This is a genomic window from Pontibacillus yanchengensis, assembly GCF_009856295.1.
GTDB lineage: Bacteria > Bacillota > Bacilli > Bacillales > BH030062 > Pontibacillus > Pontibacillus yanchengensis_A.
The window spans coordinates 225,422-245,147 of sequence record NZ_WMEU01000002.1; the positions used below are offsets into that span (position 1 = coordinate 225,422).

The 19,726-nt window shown below is 37.4% G+C and carries 17 protein-coding genes; 14 read left to right on the forward strand and 3 right to left on the reverse strand.

Annotated features, from left to right (window positions below; all coding sequences use genetic code 11):
* Window positions 1–26 precede the first annotated feature (26 nt).
* From GLW08_RS08275 to GLW08_RS08290, 4 genes are all read left to right on the forward strand, one after another.
* A complete protein-coding gene (locus GLW08_RS08275) occupies window positions 27–1,652 on the forward strand; it encodes a GspE/PulE family protein (RefSeq protein ID WP_160848123.1) in 1,626 nt (541 codons plus the stop codon).
* Between the two features lie 10 nt (window positions 1,653–1,662).
* A complete protein-coding gene (locus GLW08_RS08280) occupies window positions 1,663–2,703 on the forward strand; it encodes a type IV pilus twitching motility protein PilT (protein ID WP_160848124.1) in 1,041 nt (346 codons plus the stop codon).
* Window position 2,704: 1 nt separating this feature from the next.
* The gene (locus tag GLW08_RS08285) at window positions 2,705–3,910 is read left to right on the forward strand and encodes a type II secretion system F family protein (RefSeq protein WP_160848125.1); all 1,206 of its coding nucleotides are present in this window, start codon (window positions 2,705–2,707) and stop codon (window positions 3,908–3,910) included.
* Between the two features lie 75 nt (window positions 3,911–3,985).
* Window positions 3,986–7,630 (forward strand): VWA domain-containing protein, encoded by a 3,645-nt coding sequence (locus GLW08_RS08290; protein ID WP_160848126.1) that lies wholly within the window; start codon window positions 3,986–3,988, stop codon window positions 7,628–7,630.
* Window positions 7,631–7,676: 46 nt separating this feature from the next.
* Here the strand turns inward: GLW08_RS08290 and GLW08_RS08295 are convergent, their stop codons facing one another.
* The 3 genes from GLW08_RS08295 to GLW08_RS08305 are packed head-to-tail and all read right to left on the reverse strand — an operon-like array spanning window position 7,677 to window position 10,478.
* The gene (locus GLW08_RS08295) at window positions 7,677–9,290 is read right to left on the reverse strand and encodes a hypothetical protein (protein ID WP_160848127.1); all 1,614 of its coding nucleotides are present in this window, start codon (window positions 9,288–9,290) and stop codon (window positions 7,677–7,679) included.
* 29 nt (window positions 9,291–9,319) lie between these two features.
* Entirely contained in the window at window positions 9,320–9,973 is a 654-nt protein-coding gene (locus tag GLW08_RS08300; RefSeq protein ID WP_160848128.1) for a PilW family protein, read from the reverse strand.
* Window positions 9,918–10,478 carry a PulJ/GspJ family protein gene (locus GLW08_RS08305; RefSeq protein ID WP_160848129.1) on the reverse strand — a complete coding sequence of 187 codons (561 nt, stop codon included), beginning with the start codon at window positions 10,476–10,478 and terminating at the stop codon, window positions 9,918–9,920. The genes GLW08_RS08300 and GLW08_RS08305 overlap by 56 nt, the downstream gene beginning before the upstream one ends.
* Before the next feature lie 270 nt (window positions 10,479–10,748).
* Here GLW08_RS08305 and GLW08_RS08310 point away from each other — a divergent pair, with 270 nt between their 5' ends.
* The 10 genes from GLW08_RS08310 to GLW08_RS08355 all read left to right on the forward strand — a co-directional run bounded on the left by GLW08_RS08310 (window position 10,749) and on the right by GLW08_RS08355 (window position 19,717).
* Complete coding sequence (locus tag GLW08_RS08310) at window positions 10,749–11,195, forward strand: prepilin-type N-terminal cleavage/methylation domain-containing protein (protein WP_160848130.1); 447 nt, start codon at window positions 10,749–10,751, stop codon at window positions 11,193–11,195.
* Window positions 11,196–11,954, forward strand: coding sequence for a prepilin peptidase (locus GLW08_RS08315; RefSeq protein WP_160848131.1), 759 nt, complete (start codon window positions 11,196–11,198; stop codon window positions 11,952–11,954). It abuts the gene before it with no gap.
* A gap of 8 nt (window positions 11,955–11,962) precedes the next feature.
* The gene (gene pilM, locus GLW08_RS08320) at window positions 11,963–12,952 is read left to right on the forward strand and encodes a type IV pilus biogenesis protein PilM (RefSeq protein WP_160848132.1); all 990 of its coding nucleotides are present in this window, start codon (window positions 11,963–11,965) and stop codon (window positions 12,950–12,952) included.
* A 40-nt stretch (window positions 12,953–12,992) separates the two neighbouring features.
* Entirely contained in the window at window positions 12,993–13,571 is a 579-nt protein-coding gene (locus GLW08_RS08325) for a hypothetical protein (protein ID WP_160848133.1), read from the forward strand.
* On the forward strand, window positions 13,561–14,391 hold the full coding sequence (locus GLW08_RS08330; RefSeq protein WP_160848134.1) for a hypothetical protein: 831 nt from the start codon (window positions 13,561–13,563) through the stop codon (window positions 14,389–14,391). Before GLW08_RS08325 ends, GLW08_RS08330 begins: the two co-directional genes overlap by 11 nt.
* Before the next feature lie 312 nt (window positions 14,392–14,703).
* Window positions 14,704–15,831, forward strand: a complete 1,128-nt coding sequence (locus GLW08_RS08335) for an SPOR domain-containing protein (protein ID WP_160848135.1) — start codon at window positions 14,704–14,706, stop codon at window positions 15,829–15,831.
* A 213-nt stretch (window positions 15,832–16,044) separates the two neighbouring features.
* The gene (locus GLW08_RS08340; RefSeq protein WP_160848136.1) at window positions 16,045–16,647 is read left to right on the forward strand and encodes a Maf family protein; all 603 of its coding nucleotides are present in this window, start codon (window positions 16,045–16,047) and stop codon (window positions 16,645–16,647) included.
* A gap of 19 nt (window positions 16,648–16,666) precedes the next feature.
* Window positions 16,667–17,356: a RadC family protein gene (gene radC, locus GLW08_RS08345; RefSeq protein ID WP_272917066.1), complete on the forward strand. Its 690-nt coding sequence runs from the start codon at window positions 16,667–16,669 to the stop codon at window positions 17,354–17,356.
* A 306-nt stretch (window positions 17,357–17,662) separates the two neighbouring features.
* Entirely contained in the window at window positions 17,663–18,259 is a 597-nt protein-coding gene (locus GLW08_RS08350; protein WP_160848137.1) for a hypothetical protein, read from the forward strand.
* Window positions 18,260–18,670: 411 nt separating this feature from the next.
* Window positions 18,671–19,717, forward strand: coding sequence for a rod shape-determining protein (locus GLW08_RS08355; protein WP_202406254.1), 1,047 nt, complete (start codon window positions 18,671–18,673; stop codon window positions 19,715–19,717).
* Window positions 19,718–19,726: the final 9 nt, after the last annotated feature.

Sequence of the window (19,726 nt, forward strand, 5' to 3'; positions counted from 1 at the left end):
TTTATAGAGGAAAGTGAGGGAGATTGATGGCTGAACGTAAACGCTTGGGAGACTTATTAAAAGAAGCCGGCATACTGACAGAAGAGCAAATCTCAGACACAATCGAAACCAAGAAAGAGGGACAAAAGCTTGGAGATGCTTTACTTGAAAAAGGATTTATTACAGAACAGCAGCTTATAGAAGTGTTGGAGTTCCAATTAGGAATACCACATATTTCCTTATACCAATATCCTATTGATCCGAGTATTATAAACATTGTTCCAAAAGAGTTCGTACAACGAAACTTAGTAATACCTCTAAATAAAGAAGATAATCAACTAGTAGTGGCAATGAATGACCCAATGGACTACTATACTATTGATGACTTAAAAATATCTACGGGGTTTCAGATTTCTCCGGTTATCGCAACGAAAGATGAAATACTCCAAGCAATCAACAAGCATTACAATTTAAAGGACGAGGATTTAGAGGAAGGAAATTCAGACGATCCAAACGATGCACCTGCAATTCGACTGATGAATCAACTTCTTCAAGCTGGTATTCAACTTAAAGCAAGTGACATACATATTGATCCACAGGAAACGAAAGTATTCATACGATATCGAATAGATGGCATTTTAAGAACGGAACGAACGTTGCCAAAATCATTGCAGAACTCTTTAATTGCTAGAATTAAAATCATGGCAAATTTGAACATTACCGAAACGCGTTTGCCTCAGGATGGTCGAATTAAAACGACCATTGATCGCAATCCAGTTGATTTACGTATCTCCACTTTACCAACTGTTTTTGGTGAGAAAATCGTTATTCGTATTTTGGATTTAGGGAGTGCTTTGAGTAAGGTCGGGGAATTAGGCTTTAATAAAATTAATCATAAACGGTTTATGAATTTAATTGAGCAACCTTCTGGATTAGTTCTCATAACGGGCCCAACAGGTTCTGGTAAATCCTCTACCTTATATGCTTCGTTGAATCAACTGAACACAGATGATGTCAATATTATTACCGTTGAAGATCCTGTTGAGTATCAGATTGAAGGAATCAATCAAGTCCAAGTGAATAGTGCTGTAGGCTTAACGTTCTCTAAAGGACTTCGCTCCATTTTACGCCAGGACCCAAACATTGTCATGGTAGGAGAAATTCGTGACTCTGAAACAGCCGAGATAGCAATCCGAGCTTCTTTAACAGGACACCTTGTATTTAGTACACTCCACACCAATAGTGCCATTGCTACTATTCCAAGATTATTTGATATGGATGTAGAACCATATTTGGTCGTTTCCTCTTTATCAGGAATTGTTGCTCAGCGTCTAGTGCGAAAGATTTGTCGAGATTGTAAAACATCTTATACCCCTAGTGATATGGAAGTACAGACAATGAAGAAGCGTGGTATGAAAGTGGACCAACTATACAAAGGCAAAGGTTGCAATAGTTGTCAAAATACAGGCTACAGAGGACGGTTAGCCATCCAAGAAGTTTTAGTGATTGACGATAAGATTAAGACAATGATGATGAATTATGAATCCATCAACGAAATCTATCATTATGCATGGAAAAATGGCATGATTTTTTTAATAGATGATGGCTTGTTAAAAGCAAAGCAAGGCCTAACATCCATCGAAGAGGTTTTACGAGTAGCTCAGAGCAGTTAGGAGGTTCGATATGAAAGACCGTTTTGACACACTATTAAAAAGTGCTTTTGAATTAAAAGCATCCGATATTCACCTAACAGTAGGAATGCCACCTGTCTTCAGGATTCATGGTGACCTAAAACAATATGGAAAAGAAAAACTAGCGCCGCAGCATACAGAAGAAATGGCTAAAGCGATTCTTTCGGATACCTTATGGGAGAAATTCGAAGAAACAGGTGAGGTAGACTTTTCTTATGGAATCCCGGGAATTTCAAGGTTTAGAATAAATGCATACCATCAACGTAATTGTATTTCTTTAGCTGTTAGGGTTGTTCCTACTAGCATTCCAAGTATGGAAGATTTACATATGCCTGAAATCCTTAAGACCATTTCTAAATTACCCCAAGGGTTGGTTTTAGTTACAGGACCAACTGGTAGTGGGAAATCCACAACATTAGCTTCGATGATTGACTATATGAATCAAAATACAAGAAAGCATGTTATTACATTAGAAGATCCAATCGAATATTTGCACTCTCACAGATTATGCCTTATTGATCAACGAGAGGTAGGTTTTGATACAAGAAATTTCGCGAATGGATTACGTGCATGCTTACGACAAGACCCCGATGTCATTTTGGTGGGAGAGATGCGTGATTTAGAAACAATCGCAACTGCTATAACAGCTGCAGAAACAGGGCACTTAGTATTGGGTACGTTACATACCACAGATGCTGCTTCTACCATTGATCGTATCATCGATGTGTTTCCACCCAACCAACAATCACAAGTTAGGATTCAATTGGCGGGTGTATTACAGGCTATTATATCTCAACGTTTATTCCAAACAACCGATAAAAAAGGTAGACGAGCAGCTACCGAAATTTTACGAAACAGTCCAGCAGTAAAGAATTTGATACGAAATGAAAAAATTCATCAGCTTCCTAATATTATGCAAACCTCAAAAGCGCAAGGTATGCATACGCTTCAAATGTCGGTGAAGTCATTGCTTGAACAAGGAATCATTTTAGAAGAGCAAGCTTCTCCGTATTTAGAAGAGAGGAATGTATAACATGGCTTACTATAGTTATAAGGCTCGAAACACGCGTGGTCAGCAGAAGCAAGGAAAAGTGAGAGCAGCTTCCAAAAGAGAAGCGATTGAACAGTTGAAAACACAAGGGCTAGCGATTACTACCATTCAGGAAATGAACAGTATTTTATACAAGGATATATCCTTTGGAAAAGCTGTAAAGCCAAAAGATTTTGTAGTGTATCTTAGACAGTTTTCTACACTTATTGATTCAGGAGTATCTCTCGTTCAATCTACCTATATTCTGGCCGAGCAAACGTCCAATAAATCCTTAAGTAGTGCACTAGATGACATAGCAAATCGCTTAGAAGGTGGACAATCATTTTCAGATTCCGCCGAACATCATCAAAAAATCTTTCCACCCTTGTTTATCAATATGCTCCGTGCAGGGGAGGTAGGGGGTAATATTGATGAAATTCTAGAACAAATGGCCGAATATTACGAGAAACAAAATGAAACACGTCAAAAGGTCATTTCTGCTCTTACGTACCCTGCCATTGTATTAACGATAGCTGTTGGAATTATCATCTTCTTACTTAGTACAGTCGTCCCACAGTTTACGGATATGTTTGCGACAATGGGAGGAGAGCTACCTGCTGTCACAAAATTTGTTATCGCTTTAGGAGAAATTACACAGTCTATATGGTGGCTATTTCTCATTCTTCCTGTTCTTATTTGGCTTTTATTTAAGTACATGAACCAAGTGGATACCATAGCATATCGGCTTGATTATATAAAATTACGAATTCCGGTATTTGGCTCTTTGTTACAAAAGGCTGCCCTGGTAAGGGTTACGAGAACATTAAGCTCTCTCTTTCAAAGCTCTGTACCTATTCTGGAATCCGTTCAAATTACAGAACGGATTGTTGGAAATAGGGTCATAGAGAAAGTGTTGAAGCAATCAAGGTCCGAACTAGAAAAAGGTGAATCTATGGCAAGACCATTTGAGAATCATTGGATTTTTCCGCCTTTGGTTACTCAAATGATATCTGTGGGGGAACAAACAGGTTCATTGGATAAAATGCTCACAAAAGTAGCAGATTTCTATGAATCAGAACTAGACCATACAACCGATCGTTTAAAAACATTAATAGAACCGATAATGATTACAATATTAGCTGTTGTAGTTGGTACTATTGTTGCATCCATAGCGATACCAATGTTCTCTATTTTTGAACAAATTAATTAAAGGTTTTAGGCTGAAAGTAATAGGATATTTGATATAATAGTAGATAGATAATAATTATTGGAGGTGACTGTCAGGGTGAAAATTAGAATAGGATATCTTCATATATTAATAATTCTTCCTCTTGTTATCATGTTCACGGTGATGTACCTACCGGGACAAGTAGATGCTGAAAAAACGCAACAAGAAGTAATTAATGATATGAAGGAGTCTCCTTTATATCAAATGACTGATTATAAGCCTATGCAATATAGTACAGATCAAGATTTGAAGTTTAGTAATGATGTGAGAATCTCAGGTAATCCAACTATCTCCAGTCAATCTGTTGCTTTTCTGAAATCAGTTTCCATTAGCGGAAATACAAACTTTGATATAAATGGAGATGCTTACTTTTATGAAAGACTCATGGTTAGTGGAAATACTGACATAACTGTAAAAGAAGATACTTATTTTTATAACGGTGCCGATATTTCAGGAAACACAGAATTTATAGTAGAAAATGATGCTTATATAAAAGGGAGTCAATTATTTGCATTTAATGGTAGTAAAAGTAAGATTTGTGTGAGAGGCACGTTACACTATGAAGGTAGTAAGCCTGACTATGTACATGAAGAAGCATGTACACAAAAAGGGAATGGCATTTACGCACAGCATATTTCTGACTCTGACCAAAACGATGACTCAGATTCTGATGATGATTCTAGTAATAATGATGACGATAACAATAACAACGAAAACCAAGGCTCTCCATCTCTAAATGTGAATGTAACTCCTAGTAACGATAATATTATTAAACCAGTAAATGGCCCCGCGGAAGGTAATGTAGATATTGAATTACTGACAGAAGGAGCATTACAAGCTTCCAGACGACAACCAATTGATGTTGCGTTTATCTTTGATGTGTCTGGTTCCATGAATGATGGCTCGAAGTTAAGGGACGCTAAGGAAGCCTTTGCCAATGCCATAAACGAGTTTGAAACGAACGGGCACCCTGATGATCGATTTGCAATTATTCCGTTTTCGACTGACGTAGGTAAAGTAGGGGGCCGCGGAGAAGATTATCTTGATTTAACGAAAGATTTGAATTCTATTCGCTCATTCTCCGAAGACCTCTATGCAAATGGTGGTACAAACTACACGCAAGCCTTAGAGAAAGCAAATGAGCTGTTAAAAGGATCGGACCGTAATAAAAGTATTATCTTCCTAACGGATGGTGAACCTACTGAATCAAAAGGTTACGATACAGTAAGATATACGACGAATGATTGTGCATTTTGGGATTGGCGCTGTGAAGATGAAGAACATACAGTAGAAGCTCTTCATCGTTATACCATTTATACAAACAATTCCACGAGTGTTCAGGTTAAATTGTATGATAATTGGTATCCTCGCGGAGGATTTACTCTAGAGCAAGTGCAAGAAAGTATTCGAAATCATATCAACGAACAAGTAGAAAAACTAGCAGCTAACAAAATAAAGTTGTATTCGATAGGGTTTGGACAAAAAGAGAATGTGGATATGAATTTGCTTGAAGAACTATCAGCTTCTACTGGAGCATATGCCTCTCAAGCTACCACTGAATTTATTAATTCTGAAATCAATAAGATTAGTCAAGATATTAACCAATTAGCTTTATCTCAAATAAGCTTGAACGTAAAACTTCCTGATAATGTAGCTGTAAAAGCTGGTTCGAATGCTACGGTGGAAGACGGTTATGCGAACGTGAACATGAAAGACGTTCAATTTGATGAAGATGGGAATATGAAACCTTCGTTTACGTATGATTTACCTTTAACCTTTAGTCAAGCAGGAGAGTATACCTTTGATGATGTAACATTAACGTACAAGGATTTAGATGGAGATGTTCAGACGGTGAATCACCCATCCTTTACAATGAATGTTTCTGAGAAAGAAGCTCCTACTTTTAGTGGAGCGGCAGAATTTGAAAATCCTGATAACGTTAGTCAGTTGAAAAAGAAAAGGTCCAGTGATGGTAATCTAATTGAAGATAATCAATTTACAGTTAACTACTCTTTAATCCCTAAAAATGGACTAGGAGAAGGGATTCTTTCTAATATTATGATCTACCAGCCACTACCTGAGGGGATTGCGCTGAATGATTCTAGCATTGAAGTTATAGAAGAAGAAGGAGTTCGTTACGCGAAAGTACCATTATCCCAATCTATTGCGTATAATGGAACTGTCAATACGAACTCAGAAGAACTTCAATTATCAGAAAGTTTTGAAGCCGATCGTATTTCAGATGGGTTTGATCAAATCACACTTATTAACAATCAACAAAACGCTGATGAGCCATGGAGACTTCAGTTTAGAACAAACAATAACCTCGATGAGGATATTAGTGTAGAAATGGTGTTCGAGGATGGGAGTTCAACATATATCCAAGAGCTAACAAGCAACAGCGTTTGGAAGGACAAATACGCTAAACAACCTACGAAGCTTATCTATCAAAATAATAGTTCCTTGCAATTTGATCCAAATGAGTTACAAGCAAAGCTTGACTTAAAAGCAATTGCTGCTGTCAATACAAAGCTACCTTCCGCTGAAGTTCGCTATGAAGATAGCAGTTCCGGTTCCTTAATGAATACACTTGCTAAGCCTGAAGAAACGATTTCCTATGAAGTGTTATTAGAAAAAGCTACATCAAACAACTATACTTTATATAAGACATTAGAGGATGGCGTTATTACGAAATTAGCTGGATCTAATGAAGGATCAAAACAATTTGTTGGAAACACCAAGCCTTACGATGGGTTAGTAACAGATATGCAATTCGCGAATGACCAACGCGAAATTGTCATTACCTATCTTGATGGAACGACAAAAAGAATTAAGCTTGAACCAACGATCTTTGTAGAGGGTGATGATGGTAATCAATCGGTTGTGCCTTATGGTGAAATACCTACGTACTCCTATACAGGAGATATCTTCACTTTCGGTCAACAATTGAATCAGTTGATTACCCCTAAAGAAGATGTAGAGTATAGCTACACAATCTATGATAAAAATGGTCAAGAATTAACATCTGGTACATTAACGGAAGGCAATACCTATCAAACCACTCGAAATATAAATCCAGATTACCAAAAAGTAGTGGTACAGGCTCAAGGTGGCTTCGCAGATGCCTCTAAACAAGTGTCCTTTATCGTAGAATCTAAAATCAAACAGCCAACACGTATTGATTTTAAAGATGATGGTTATGTGATGTTCGTTGGAGAGGATAGAGACTTTTCAGATGAAGTAGTGTTTACACCTTCTGAGAATGTAGATAAATCTATTTCCTCCTGGTCTGTTACGGGTAATAATGGCAATGTGAATCAGAATGGATCAGTACTAACTGCAAGAGAACCTGGAACGGTGAACTTAGTTGTAAGAACACCTTCAGGTCTGAATGCTTCTGTACCTGTAACGGTTAAACTCAAAGAGCCAACATCCATTGGCTTTAAAGATGATACCTATACAATGCAGATTGGTTCAACAAGAGACTTCTCTAGTGAGTTTGTCATTGAGCCTGCTAACAACGTAAATGATGCAGTTAAGAAATGGAAAGTACAGAATCCCTCTATCTTATCTAATAATAGGTTCACAGTAAGAGCAAAGAAACTTGGGCACTCAGACTTCACGGTAGAGATGCCGAATGGAAAGACAGCTACCATTACCATCAATGTGGTTCGAGATTCAGAAGTACAGAATAGATGGTAACTAAGAATACGTAAAAGAGCACCGAATCAACGATTCGGTGCTCTTTTTAATTTGAATTGTAGCTCTTTTCCTGTAAGGAGTTGGAGTAGACTTGCAAACGTTCTACACGAGGTAACGCCTGTGATTTATTAAAGACGATGGTGGGATCATATTCAATTTGCAGACGAGGATTTCCTGTAGCCTCTCCTAATATATTATTCCCATCTTCTACATCATTAAGGTATATGTTTCCTCTTGTAGCATTTGCGGTTAAATTGTTACCGGAAAAGATGCCGCCATTAATATGAATATAGGAACCAACTGCGTACAAATCAATATTTTTGTCACTATAAAAGAAGGCTTTTAGAGTACTTTGATCTTCGCTGGGATCCTCAAACTCATTGATACGAGAAATGATGAGATTGTCTTGGCTAAATAATGCTAGTTGCTCATCCTCTTTACCGATAATGTTAGAATTATAAATTTCACTTGTCCCAGTTGTGTATGTGGCAGAATTAAATTGTATCGTTCCATCTATGAATAGATTCCCGTCCACAAGAAGGTTTTGCTCAATTTTCATAATCTCTCCTTCAGGAATACCTTCTCTTGAACCAATAATGTCAATATTACCTTCTACATATAACCAGCTGTCTTCACCTAAGAGGTTCTCACTATCATATAACATGAATTTGTTAATCTTATTTGGAACTCCAGGGCATTGTGTACTTACGATATATTCGTTGATAGTTTCATCTTCACCCATGACCTTCCCATTTTTGAGAAGCACCTTCCCATTCTCTCCTTTGATATTGCCGAATGGATCAACGTCGACACAATGGTCTTTATCATATTCTGGTTTGTAGGAGGAAGACTTATCATTAAATGTTTCGGCGACATTTATTCCTTGGTATTTATCAACTGAGATATTTTCTAAAGCAAAATTTGAGGCTTCTTGATTTAAGAATTCTTCGTTATTGTTGACAGTTTGAAAGCTATTTTTGTCGGCAATGGATACTATGGCTTGTTGCTGTTGGATTGTCTCAGTGTTAAGTGGTTGTATAATCGGGTATAATTTCGTTTTAAAGTTAGGTCGTGTACTTCCAAATTCATAATATCCTTCTTTGGATAGATTTAAAACAGAAGCATAAACATTTCCAGAGATTTCAGGACTGCCATTTAACTGTAACGTTTTCTTAGCTCCCATGCCATTTTGTAGTGCTGTGGGCGTTGCGGATAAATAGATCCTTTTACTAAATTCATGTACTTGTGCAGGTGCACCACCTGTACCATCTACTTCTGCTCTAGAAGTTATTTCAAACACTCTAGTATAGTTCGTATCTGTATTGATGTCTGTTTCCTCATCTGTCACATTCTGAATCGTGTAACGGACTTCTGTGTTTGTACCATCATAAGAAAGTTCAAGGTTGTTAAAGTCATCTATATCATTTTGGTAGTCGTCCATTTCTTTTAAGCTATAATCTTCAAAATAAGATTGAATTAGTACGACACCTTGTTGGATTGCTTTTTTTGCTTCATGGATGGATTGTACTTGATCTTCTTGCAACTCTGTTCGTTTTCCACCAGAAACCGTAGCCCCTAAGACAGATAGACCTAATATGGAAAACATGACGACCATTAATAATACAAAAAGGAGCGCTGAACCCTTTTCATTTTTAAACACCTATTCACATCCTTTCTGCTAACAGAACATTAGAATCCGAATGAACTCTGCATGCCTACTGGACCAATAGAATTTTTGGATAGGTATAAATTAATTGAGATTATACCTGTTTCTTGATACGTGTCATTACTTTCCTGAGCAAAAAAATTAGCTTGGATGGAAGGTACTTGCCCATCCTCGCTGTTGCTGATATTCACGGAACTACTTGCGTCAATAATATAGGAGTTTTTATTGTCATCATCGGTGTAGGGGCCGGTTATTTCAACTTGATATGTATTGGATTGTTGATCTTTGATTAAACGAATATCTAATGATTTAGAGGCTTTTTCTCCTTTGGTGGAGCGTATTAATCCCTTATTGGTAACAGAAACATCTTGAAATGTATGAGCTATGATGCCTGTTTCATCATCCATATTCTCGATATAGTCTGGAGAAAATTCGTAGATTTCTCGTAAGATTCTAGTCACATAATAGTTTGCTTCATCTCGTAATTGGTTTTCTGTTATGGCTTGGTTGTATGTTTTTAGTCCGAAAAATATAGTTGATCCAATTAAACCTATCACTAGTGTTGATAATGCCATCGTGGCGAGTAGTTCAATTAATGTGAATCCTCTCGCGTTTTTAAGCTTAACGAATCGATTCATGAATGACGAATCCCGTGACTGAAGAGGATGTTCTGGCATTGTTTCCCTCCTTCCAATCAATGGTTGCCTCTGTTCGTATGATTAAGTTAGATACTTTGGTTTGGTTATCTTGTTCTTCATTTTGATTTTCAATTTGCTCTAATACTTTTTCAATTCGATTATGATCTTCTGGAATACCCATGTCTTCTACATTATAAGGTTGAATGGTTACTTCAACCTCATATTCAATATTATTGATGGTAGGATTTAAGAAAGTAGAGCACTGATCATCTTTAAATAAACTTGTATACTGTTCACATTTAGAAGGTTCAAGTGTTTGACCTACATACCCTTCAACTGTTTCAAAATCCTGTGATTCCATAAAGAGTACTGCATTTCGGGCAGCATGAATGCCAACGCTCTTGCTCTGGTTTCCTTTTACATAATCGAAGGATTGAAGAAATATACCTAAGAAGATGGTCGTAACAGCGGAAAAAATCGCAATGGCAGCCAGTACTTCAACCAACGTAAAGCCTGCCTGCTGGTTATAGAACTTTTTTCTCATCTATTCATCTCCCAACTTCTCCTGATAATAAATCAATCTACTATAATTATAGCTTACTATAGGTCGAAAGCTAAATAATTTTATTAAGATTCTGTAACATGAGGAATAATTTTGTTAGAACATGTACTATTTTCTTTCAATATGTCCCGAAAGTTAATATAATAGAACTAGGTATAAAGAAGTGGGGGTTTATTTTCTTAGAAATGATTTACATATAGTATTGAAATGAACCAGCCTACTGACGATATAAAAGAAAAAGGGGAGATGGACATGTTAAAGAAATTAAGAGAGCGTTTCGGAAACGAGAAGGGTTTTACATTAGTTGAATTGTTAGCTGTTATTGTTATTTTGGGTATTATTGCAGCGATTGCTGTTCCGGCGATAGGGAATATTATTAGTAATACTAAGGATGATGCTCATGAAGGTAATGCTATTGCCATGATTGAAGCTTCAAGACTAGCGTATGCTAATGGATTAGAGACTACTGATGATAAATATACACTTGATACTTTAGTAAGTGAAGGGTACATGGAAAGTGTTCCAAATGATCCTGTTGGGGATGGTTACGATGGTTCTGCTAGTTTTGTAGAGGTATCATATAGTGATGATTCTGCAGATACCTATACAGCAACATTACAAGAAGTTGATAGTGGAACAACCTATATTGATGCTAAGACTGTAAAAAACTTAGAAAATTCTGATACAACTACAAATTAAATGTTAATTTATACAACTATTTCAATTTTCACTCTCGGCCTAATCTTCGGCTCCTTTTATAATGTTATTGGTCTTCGGGTTCCTCAATCCGAAGACTTTTTAACATCTAGGTCGAAGTGTCCGAATTGTGGGCATACGTTAGCTTGGTTTGAGTTAATTCCTGTCTTGTCCTATGTGATGCAAGGCGGGAAGTGTAGATCCTGTCATGCTCGTATTTCGATGTTTTATCCTTTTGTTGAGCTTAGTACAGGGATTTTATTTGCCTTTAGTTATATTGTATTTGGAACGTCGCTTGAGCTTATTGTATCACTTTGTTTAATGTCTTTATTTATGATTTTGTTTGTTTCGGATATGAAGTATATGCTCATTCCGGACCGCATTCTTCTATTTTTTCTCCCCATTTTTATACTTCTTCGAGTGCTTGAACCTCTACAACCTTGGTATTCTTCTATATTAGGTGCTTTTATCGGAGCTGGATTGCTTGCGCTTATTATTATTGTAAGTCGAGGTGGTATGGGGGCAGGGGATATGAAACTGTTTGGGGTGCTTGGCATCGTGTTAGGTGTGAAGGCGACCTTATTGGCTTTTTTCTTATCCACCCTTTTCGGAGCGTTGATTAGTGGGGTATTATTAGCATTAGGTGTCATTAAGCGACAAAATCCGGTACCATTTGGACCATATATTATTCTTGGTTCAATTGTGGCGTATTTTTTTGGCGACATCATCATCGAGTGGTATTTGACTACGCTAATTAGGTGAGGGATTTTATGCGTTTTTCGTTAAAGCCGTTAAAACCAAAGAAACATCGTGTGAATATGGTAATAAAAGACCATGTCATAAGGTTTTGTTATAATGATCAGGCAAGTCTGGAGGATATTCAATTTGTTGGTGAACAAATGCTTCCTTCTGGAATTATCAAAGAGGGAAAGGTACAAGATATCTTTGTTCTTACGTCGATTATCGAGGAATTAGTGGAAACCTACAATTGGAAACGAAAGAAACTCTATTTTTGTGTCCCAGATTCCTCTGTAGTAATTCGTCCATACAAGATTCCAGCTGATCTTCAGCATGATGAAGTAAAAGGGTACTTGTACATGAAACTAGGGGAGGATCTTCATCTACCCTTTGAAGATCCAGTATTTGATTACCATTACTTGTACCAAGAGGAAGAGCATCAACATATACTTTTATTTGCCTATCCAGAGGAACAAATTAGAACCTATGAATCTATCTTTCAAGAGGCAAAACTTAAGCCTCAAGCAGCAGATTTGTCTTCCTTATCCCTGTTTCGCTTATATCAATATTTTGAACAAGTGCAAGAAGACGAACATCTACTATCTATTCAGTGGAATGTCGATGGATGTGTGGTGACCGTCTTTCATGATGAAAGGCCAGTGTTTATCCAGCATATGAAAACACCACTAGATGCTAGCTTATTTAAATCAAATGAGGAAGCATTTACTGCTGTGGAGTGGCATGGAGAACAACAGGATATTGATGCTTACATACATGATCAAGTGCAAGAGATAGAACGAATCATGAATTTCTATCGTTTTTCCGTAACGAAAGGGAAAGCTGGCATTACTAAGGTTCTACTCTCTGGTGATTTTCCACAAATGGATATGATTCGACAACAATGCGAAGAGCGTTTTTCAGTACCAGTTGAACACTTGAATATTTCGGACATCTATACAAAGGAAGGGGTTGAAATTCCAGACCTGTTGGCAGAAACAGCTGGACTTTCATTAAAAGAGTAATCATCTCTCCCACTATACAAAAGGGGTGAGCTTTTTAACCATGGTCGAGATTAATCTTTTAGAAGAAAAAGAAAAACGAAATATGGTTCCACTACTTATATTATTATTGGCTATCGTGTTATTGAGCAGCTCTATGCTTTATCTTTACACTACACAACAGAGCTTAAAACAAGAGCAACAAGAAATAGAGCAGCAAATTTCGATGGTGCAGAATGAACAGAAGATTCTTCAACAATCAAAACAAGATGAAAAGCAAGTGGCTCGAGAAAATTTACAAGAAAAAGTTGGGTATGTTCAATCAACCATTTTTCCTTCTGTAGATTTCCTTCAACGACTAATTGAATTGTTACCAGAAGAGGGCTACTTTTTAACATATTCATACGAGGATGCTGGCGATATCTCTATAGATGTTCAATTTGATAGTATGCAGGAAATTGCAAAATACACGAATGCTCTGGAACATGAAACATATTTAGAAGAACTTCTTGTTAGTATGGATACGGAAAGTAAGGAAGAGGAGCAAAGCTCGACAAATTTACTTCCGCGTTACATAGCTAATTATTCGTTTGTGGTCGATGAAGAGGTATGGGAAAAGGAGCTTGATGAGAATGAAGATTGAATGGAAACGACCGCATATTTTCATTCTTGTAGCTGTGGTATTGGTAACGATCTTGTTGCTGACATTTATGAATCAACAGCTAATCGAACCACTTGAGGGGCAAGTGAAGCAAACAGAGTCCTCTTTAGAGATGGAACAAAAGATATTAGCGACCCTGCAAGAAAAAAAAGAAACATCTGCAAATTCTGCTTCCCTCAATAACACGTCTCGTGAAACACAGCTTAAGTTGCCGGTCTTACCTGTTATGGATCAATTTTTTATTGCGCTTGAACGAGCTGAGAATGCTTCAGAGAGTCTTGTTACCTCTTTTGCTCAGGATGGTGCTGAAGAAGTTGACATTCCTATACCGAATGAGAAAAAAAGCAACGATTCTTCAACGTCTTCTAACGCTGATCAAGAACAGGCTGAAACTCCAGAAGAAGCAGGTCAAGAGGTAGACCCTCAGCCAAATCAGCCTATAGAAGATGCTGAGAAGATAATGGTGAACGAGATGACGTTCCAAGTATCTGTGCAGTCTCCAGAATTTGAGGGCTTGTTAGCTTTTTTGGAAGAGTTAAAGGACTTGCCGAGAATGATCGATATTACGTCCATTTCATTTGAAGGGCCTCGTGTAGAAGAAGCACAAGAGAATGAAACGCAATTACTGGATTATACAGTTACTGTCTCCACATTTTATGACAAATCCAACAGTATTTTGCAAGATGAACTACCTCAATATCATTACGGGGATCCATCTTATAAAGATAACCCTCTTTTGAACGCTGAGGATCAAGAAGAAGATAGTGACGATAGCGATACGAACAATGAGGATAATTCCTAACCTACTCCTAGTGAGTAGGTTTTTTAATAGAAATCAGATAGATATATCTTTTTCGTTTTATAGCTTGAGGGATTAAATCTATTGGATTTCATAAGTGTGAAGGGAGAATGAGGTAGGATATTTTCGCTTTTGTTCATATTAAGAGTATTAGTTCATGTGGTGTCTCTTACATGTCTATCTTCTGAGCTCAGTGTGACTTTCCTAGCCCTATACGATAAGTTTACATCGCCTGTCATCGTATGTCGTTAAATGGACGCTTTCGCTTTTGTTCGTAGTTTATGCCATTCCTTGCCGAAAAGAGAGGAATGGTAGATGACAAAACTCGTCTTTCTTTTCTTCGGTAATATGATAGGGTTAAACAAACCTAGTGAGAAAAGAGGGGAAAGCGTGGACAATTCCAAAAAGATATCCATTCGCATCAACGGTGAACATACGTACCTCAATCGCGATGAGTTAGATAAGGACGAGCAGGTTCACGAGGATATACAAGTTGCCCAGGATGAACAGGCATCTGCTATTGAAGATTGGATGGAGGAGCAAGAGAAGAAAAAGCAGAAACATCAACAAAATAAAGAGAAGCAAGGACAAAAACCTTCATCTGGCATGAACTTATCAGTACTAGAGAGGGCATATCCTTTAAAACGTAAAAAGCTTCAATTTCCTGGATCATGGAAGCATTTAGTAATGGCTGGCATGTCAGCTGTTTTTGTTGGAATTATTTTAGGGTTTGTCATGTTGCGGTTATTTTCTGGATTGGAGGCACAACAATCACCAGGTAGTGAGGCTAGTCCGGCGTCGACATCGGTACAATCCAATAATCAAACTACAAATAATTCGAAGCCAGCGTCCAGTGGCCAAAAGCAAATGTATTCTTTTCCAACAATGAAGGCGTTTGTCGTGCAGGCTGGAATCTTTTCAACGAAGAATAAAGCAACTACTTGGCAGAGTGATTTATCTACTAAAGGAATTACTAGTTATATATGGGAACGCGATAAGCAGTTTTATTTATTTGCGGGTGTAGCACCTTCAAAAGAAGAAGGGGAAAAAATCGCCACATACCTAAAAGCGCAAGGATTCGATACATTTGTCAAAGACTGGAGTGTGACTGGCCAGGAAGTGAAGGCTGCCCAAAGTGAAGGGAAATGGATAGAGAAGGGAATGAATCATTGGTCTACCTTTTTAGCTCCGGTAGCGTTGCAAATTGATAGTGGCAAAGGGGACATTGCGAATATAGCTTCCCAAATAACAGATTGGAAAAAATCAATTCCTGGTGAAGCCACGGAAAAAACATCGATTTTAGCAACGAGCATGGATCAACTGCATACATCTAGCCAGCGATTTCAGTCATCCAAAAGTACCTCTTCCTTGTGGGAGATGCAGCGAGATTTATTAAAAATATGGTTTAGCTATGAACAGTTTATAAAAAAATCTTCTTCATAAAATAAAGAAGGACAAGTTATCATATAGCTTGTCTTTCTATTTTGTATCATTGATGAAGATAGTTTTTTGAAAACGCTATAACAATAATGCAGTTTTAAATTAGTGTAAATTATGTAATTTTTCCTTATAAGGCTTTGCAGTTGGCAACATATGGGCGTTATGATGTATATACCCTGTTTCCCTACACAACTTAGTTAATAAAGGATGGTTAGTATGACACAATTAATTTTAGCTTCTTCTTCTCCAAGAAGAAAAGAGTTACTAGACCAAGTGAACATTTCATATGAAATTCGAAAGCAACATGTAGATGAATCCAAGATGACGTGTCGCAGTCCACGTGCTTATGTTCAAACGTTAGCGGAGTTAAAAGCCCGTTCAGTACCATTTTCGGTCGATAACGAAGTGATTATAAGTGCGGATACAGTTGTCAGTTTTGAAGATCACGTATTAGGTAAGCCTAAATCTCGCAAGGAAGCCTTTGACATGTTATCCGCGCTAAGTGGGAATATTCATAAGGTTTACACGGGCGTAACGATTCGCTCTTCAGAACAAGAAACCAGCTTCGTTGAAAAAACGACAGTAGAATTCTGGCCATTAACAAAGGATGAGATTAACGAGTATTTAGATTCCGAAGAGCCTTATGATAAAGCTGGAGGTTATGGTATCCAATCCAGTGGTGCTATCTTCGTAAAAGAAATAAAAGGTGACTATTACAATGTTGTAGGTCTACCACTTTCTCGTGTAGTCCGTTCTCTACGTTCATACGGTATTTTTCCAAACCTTTCGCAACCAGAACATAAGGTAACAGGGAATTAAGCGCCAGGGAGGCGATGGTTTGTCTGAAACCTCTGTACTAATTAAACATGTCCCCCGGGAAGATCGACCACGTGAACGGATGATCCAACTGGGGGCTAAGCATCTATCAAACCAAGAGTTGCTAGCTATTTTATTAGGCAGTGGGATGAAAAATGAGTCTGTTATTTCTTTATCACAACGTGTATTGATTCACTTTGAAGGCTTGATGTTATTACGAGATGCAACGATTGAGGAACTGACAGCCATTCGAGGCATTGGAACAGCGAAGGCAGTGGTGATTTTAGCCGCATTAGAATTAGCGAAGCGTCTTCATAATCATAAGCCGAGTGAACGTTACATTATTAAAAGTCCAGAAGATGGCGCAGACTTTGTCATGGAAGAAATGCGTGATCTACATCAAGAACATTTCGTATGTATTTTCCTCAATACGAAAAACCAAGTCATTCACCGCCAAACGATTTTTATCGGGAGTTTAAACGCCTCCATTGTCCACCCAAGAGAAGTCTTCAAAGAAGCGGTTAAACGCTCCGCAGCCTCCATCATATGTGCTCACAACCACCCCTCAGGTGATCCCACCCCATCTCAAGAAGATATCCATGTAACCCGAAGATTAACGGAATGTGGCAAGATGTTAGGTATTGAAGTGCTAGATCATATCGTTATAGGAGATCGTAAGTTTGTTTCCCTGAAAGAGAAAGGGTATTTGTAATGTATTTGTAATCAGGATGTAAGAAATTTCGGCCCTCACGTATTAAGTGAGGGCTTTTTCATGTTTTGACATATGTTGTTAGAATTACGTTCTAAATTTTTCTGATTCTTTAAATGCCTGAAGTCGTATTAACCTGTTATTCTAATATTAAATTAAATGTTTATGAAAAGCTCTATGTAATGCTCATTAATCTTGCTAGAACTAACTCAAAAAGGGGTCGCTTAAAATGTATAAATTAAAGTATATTCTTTTAGTTAATATACTTGTAGCATTTATACTTTAGGTTTTAATAATATCCATACAGAGATGCAAAAAGGGAAAAGCCAACCCAATATTAGTTCTAAAGAAGAAAATTCCTCAAATGGCGAGCAAAAAGAAGTGAAACAAATTAATGCTCAGGTCAAGGGTTATACTTTTGAAGAATCTGTAAAAGAAGCGGAGTTAATTGCTAGAGTGAAAATTAACTCAACTGGAGGAGAAGTTGGTGGAAATCTTCCAAAAACAATATTTGATTCTACCGTACAAGAAATCTATAAAGGTAAAAATTCGCTCAAAGGAAAAGGTTCGATAATAATTTTACAAGCTGGTACGGATGAAGTAGTTGTTAATAATATTGAACCATTTCAAAAGGGAGATGAATTACTTTTATTCTTAAATGAAGCTAGAAACAAGGATAACACTTATTGGATTCTAGGAGAGTATTCAAATTACTATGAAGTTAAAGATAATGAGATTGTAAAAAAGAACTTCGCTTCTGAAAGTTTAAAGGATATATCTAAAGAAGTGAAAAAGAAAGAATTTTCAATACAAGGTCTTAATAAAGAAGTTGAAAAGGTACAGCAACATTTTGAGAAAGACACATTTATTATTGAATTGAAAAAAGAAATCAAGAAGCAACAGTAAAAAAATGATTTTATAAGCGTAAGTATAGTAGATAAAAGATAAGGAAGAAGTACCTTGTTATATTTTAATCTGCTATCAAGTTTGTTTCACTAAAATAGATAGGGTACCGGTAATAAATATTTTCTTATAGTAGATTCCACTATCATGCGCCTTCCAGCCCAATATTTTGGAGCATTCCTACAAAAATACCTACCCATAACACTATCTATTTTTTCTATTTTTTCGTATAATTGAAATGACAAAATAGCTATGTAAGCGCCATTCGTTAGGTATTTTATACGTTTGGCGCTTCTTAACGTGATTTTTGTAAAAAAATGTTGGGTGATACATACATTCGGGAACAAGAAAGATAGTTATCTTAACATTTCATTGAATAGTATAGAATAGGTTGTTTGTACAAAAGAAAGGAAGATGAACGTGGTTGGATTTGGATTTTCCCAAGACCTTGGAATCGATTTAGGTACTGCGAATACATTAGTTTTTTTGAAAGGCAAGGGTGTCGTTGTACGCGAACCATCAGTTGTTGCCAAAAATAACAATACAGGACAAATTGAAGCTGTCGGAAATTCAGCAAAGAATATGATAGGCCGTACGCCGGCAAATATTTCGGTCATACGTCCAATGAAGGACGGCGTGATTGCGGATTATGATACGACTGCTGCTATGATGAAGTATTACATCAAGAAGGCGCAAAAAACACGCTCCTCGTTTGCTAGAAAGCCAAATGTTATGGTTTGTGTTCCATCAGGTATTACGATGGTAGAAGAACGTGCTGTGATTGATGCGACAAAACAAGCTGGTGCTCGGGATGCATTCCCAATCGCAGAACCTTTTGCTGCAGCCATAGGGGCAGGATTGCCTGTGTGGGAGCCTACTGGTAGTATGGTAGTAGATATTGGCGGAGGTACGACTGAGGTAGCGATCATTTCTCTTGGTGGGATTGTGACGAGCCAGTCGATACGTGTTGCCGGTGATGAGATGGATGAGTCCATTACGCAATACATTCGAAAGCAATATAATCTAATGATTGGGGAGCGCTCTGCTGAAACGCTTAAGATGGAAATTGGTACAGCAGGTAAGCCACAAGAAAATGACGAATTAGATATACGTGGGCGTGATTTAGTCACAGGATTACCAAAAACCATCACGATTACAGCAGAAGAGATTTCTCGCTCCTTACAAGATACGGTTGATCAAATTGTCGACGCTGTCAAAGTAACGTTAGAAAAAACACCTCCAGAGTTAGCAGCTGACATTATGGACCGAGGAATTGTGTTAACAGGTGGTGGAGCTATGCTCAAGAAGCTTGATGATGTAATTAGTAATGAAACTCAGATGCCAGTATTTGTTGCAGAAGATCCATTAGATTGTGTGGCGATTGGCACAGGTAAATCGCTTGAGTACATTCATCACTTTAGATCGCAACCAAATGTTGCTACTAGAACTAACATGGAGTAAGTAGGTGTA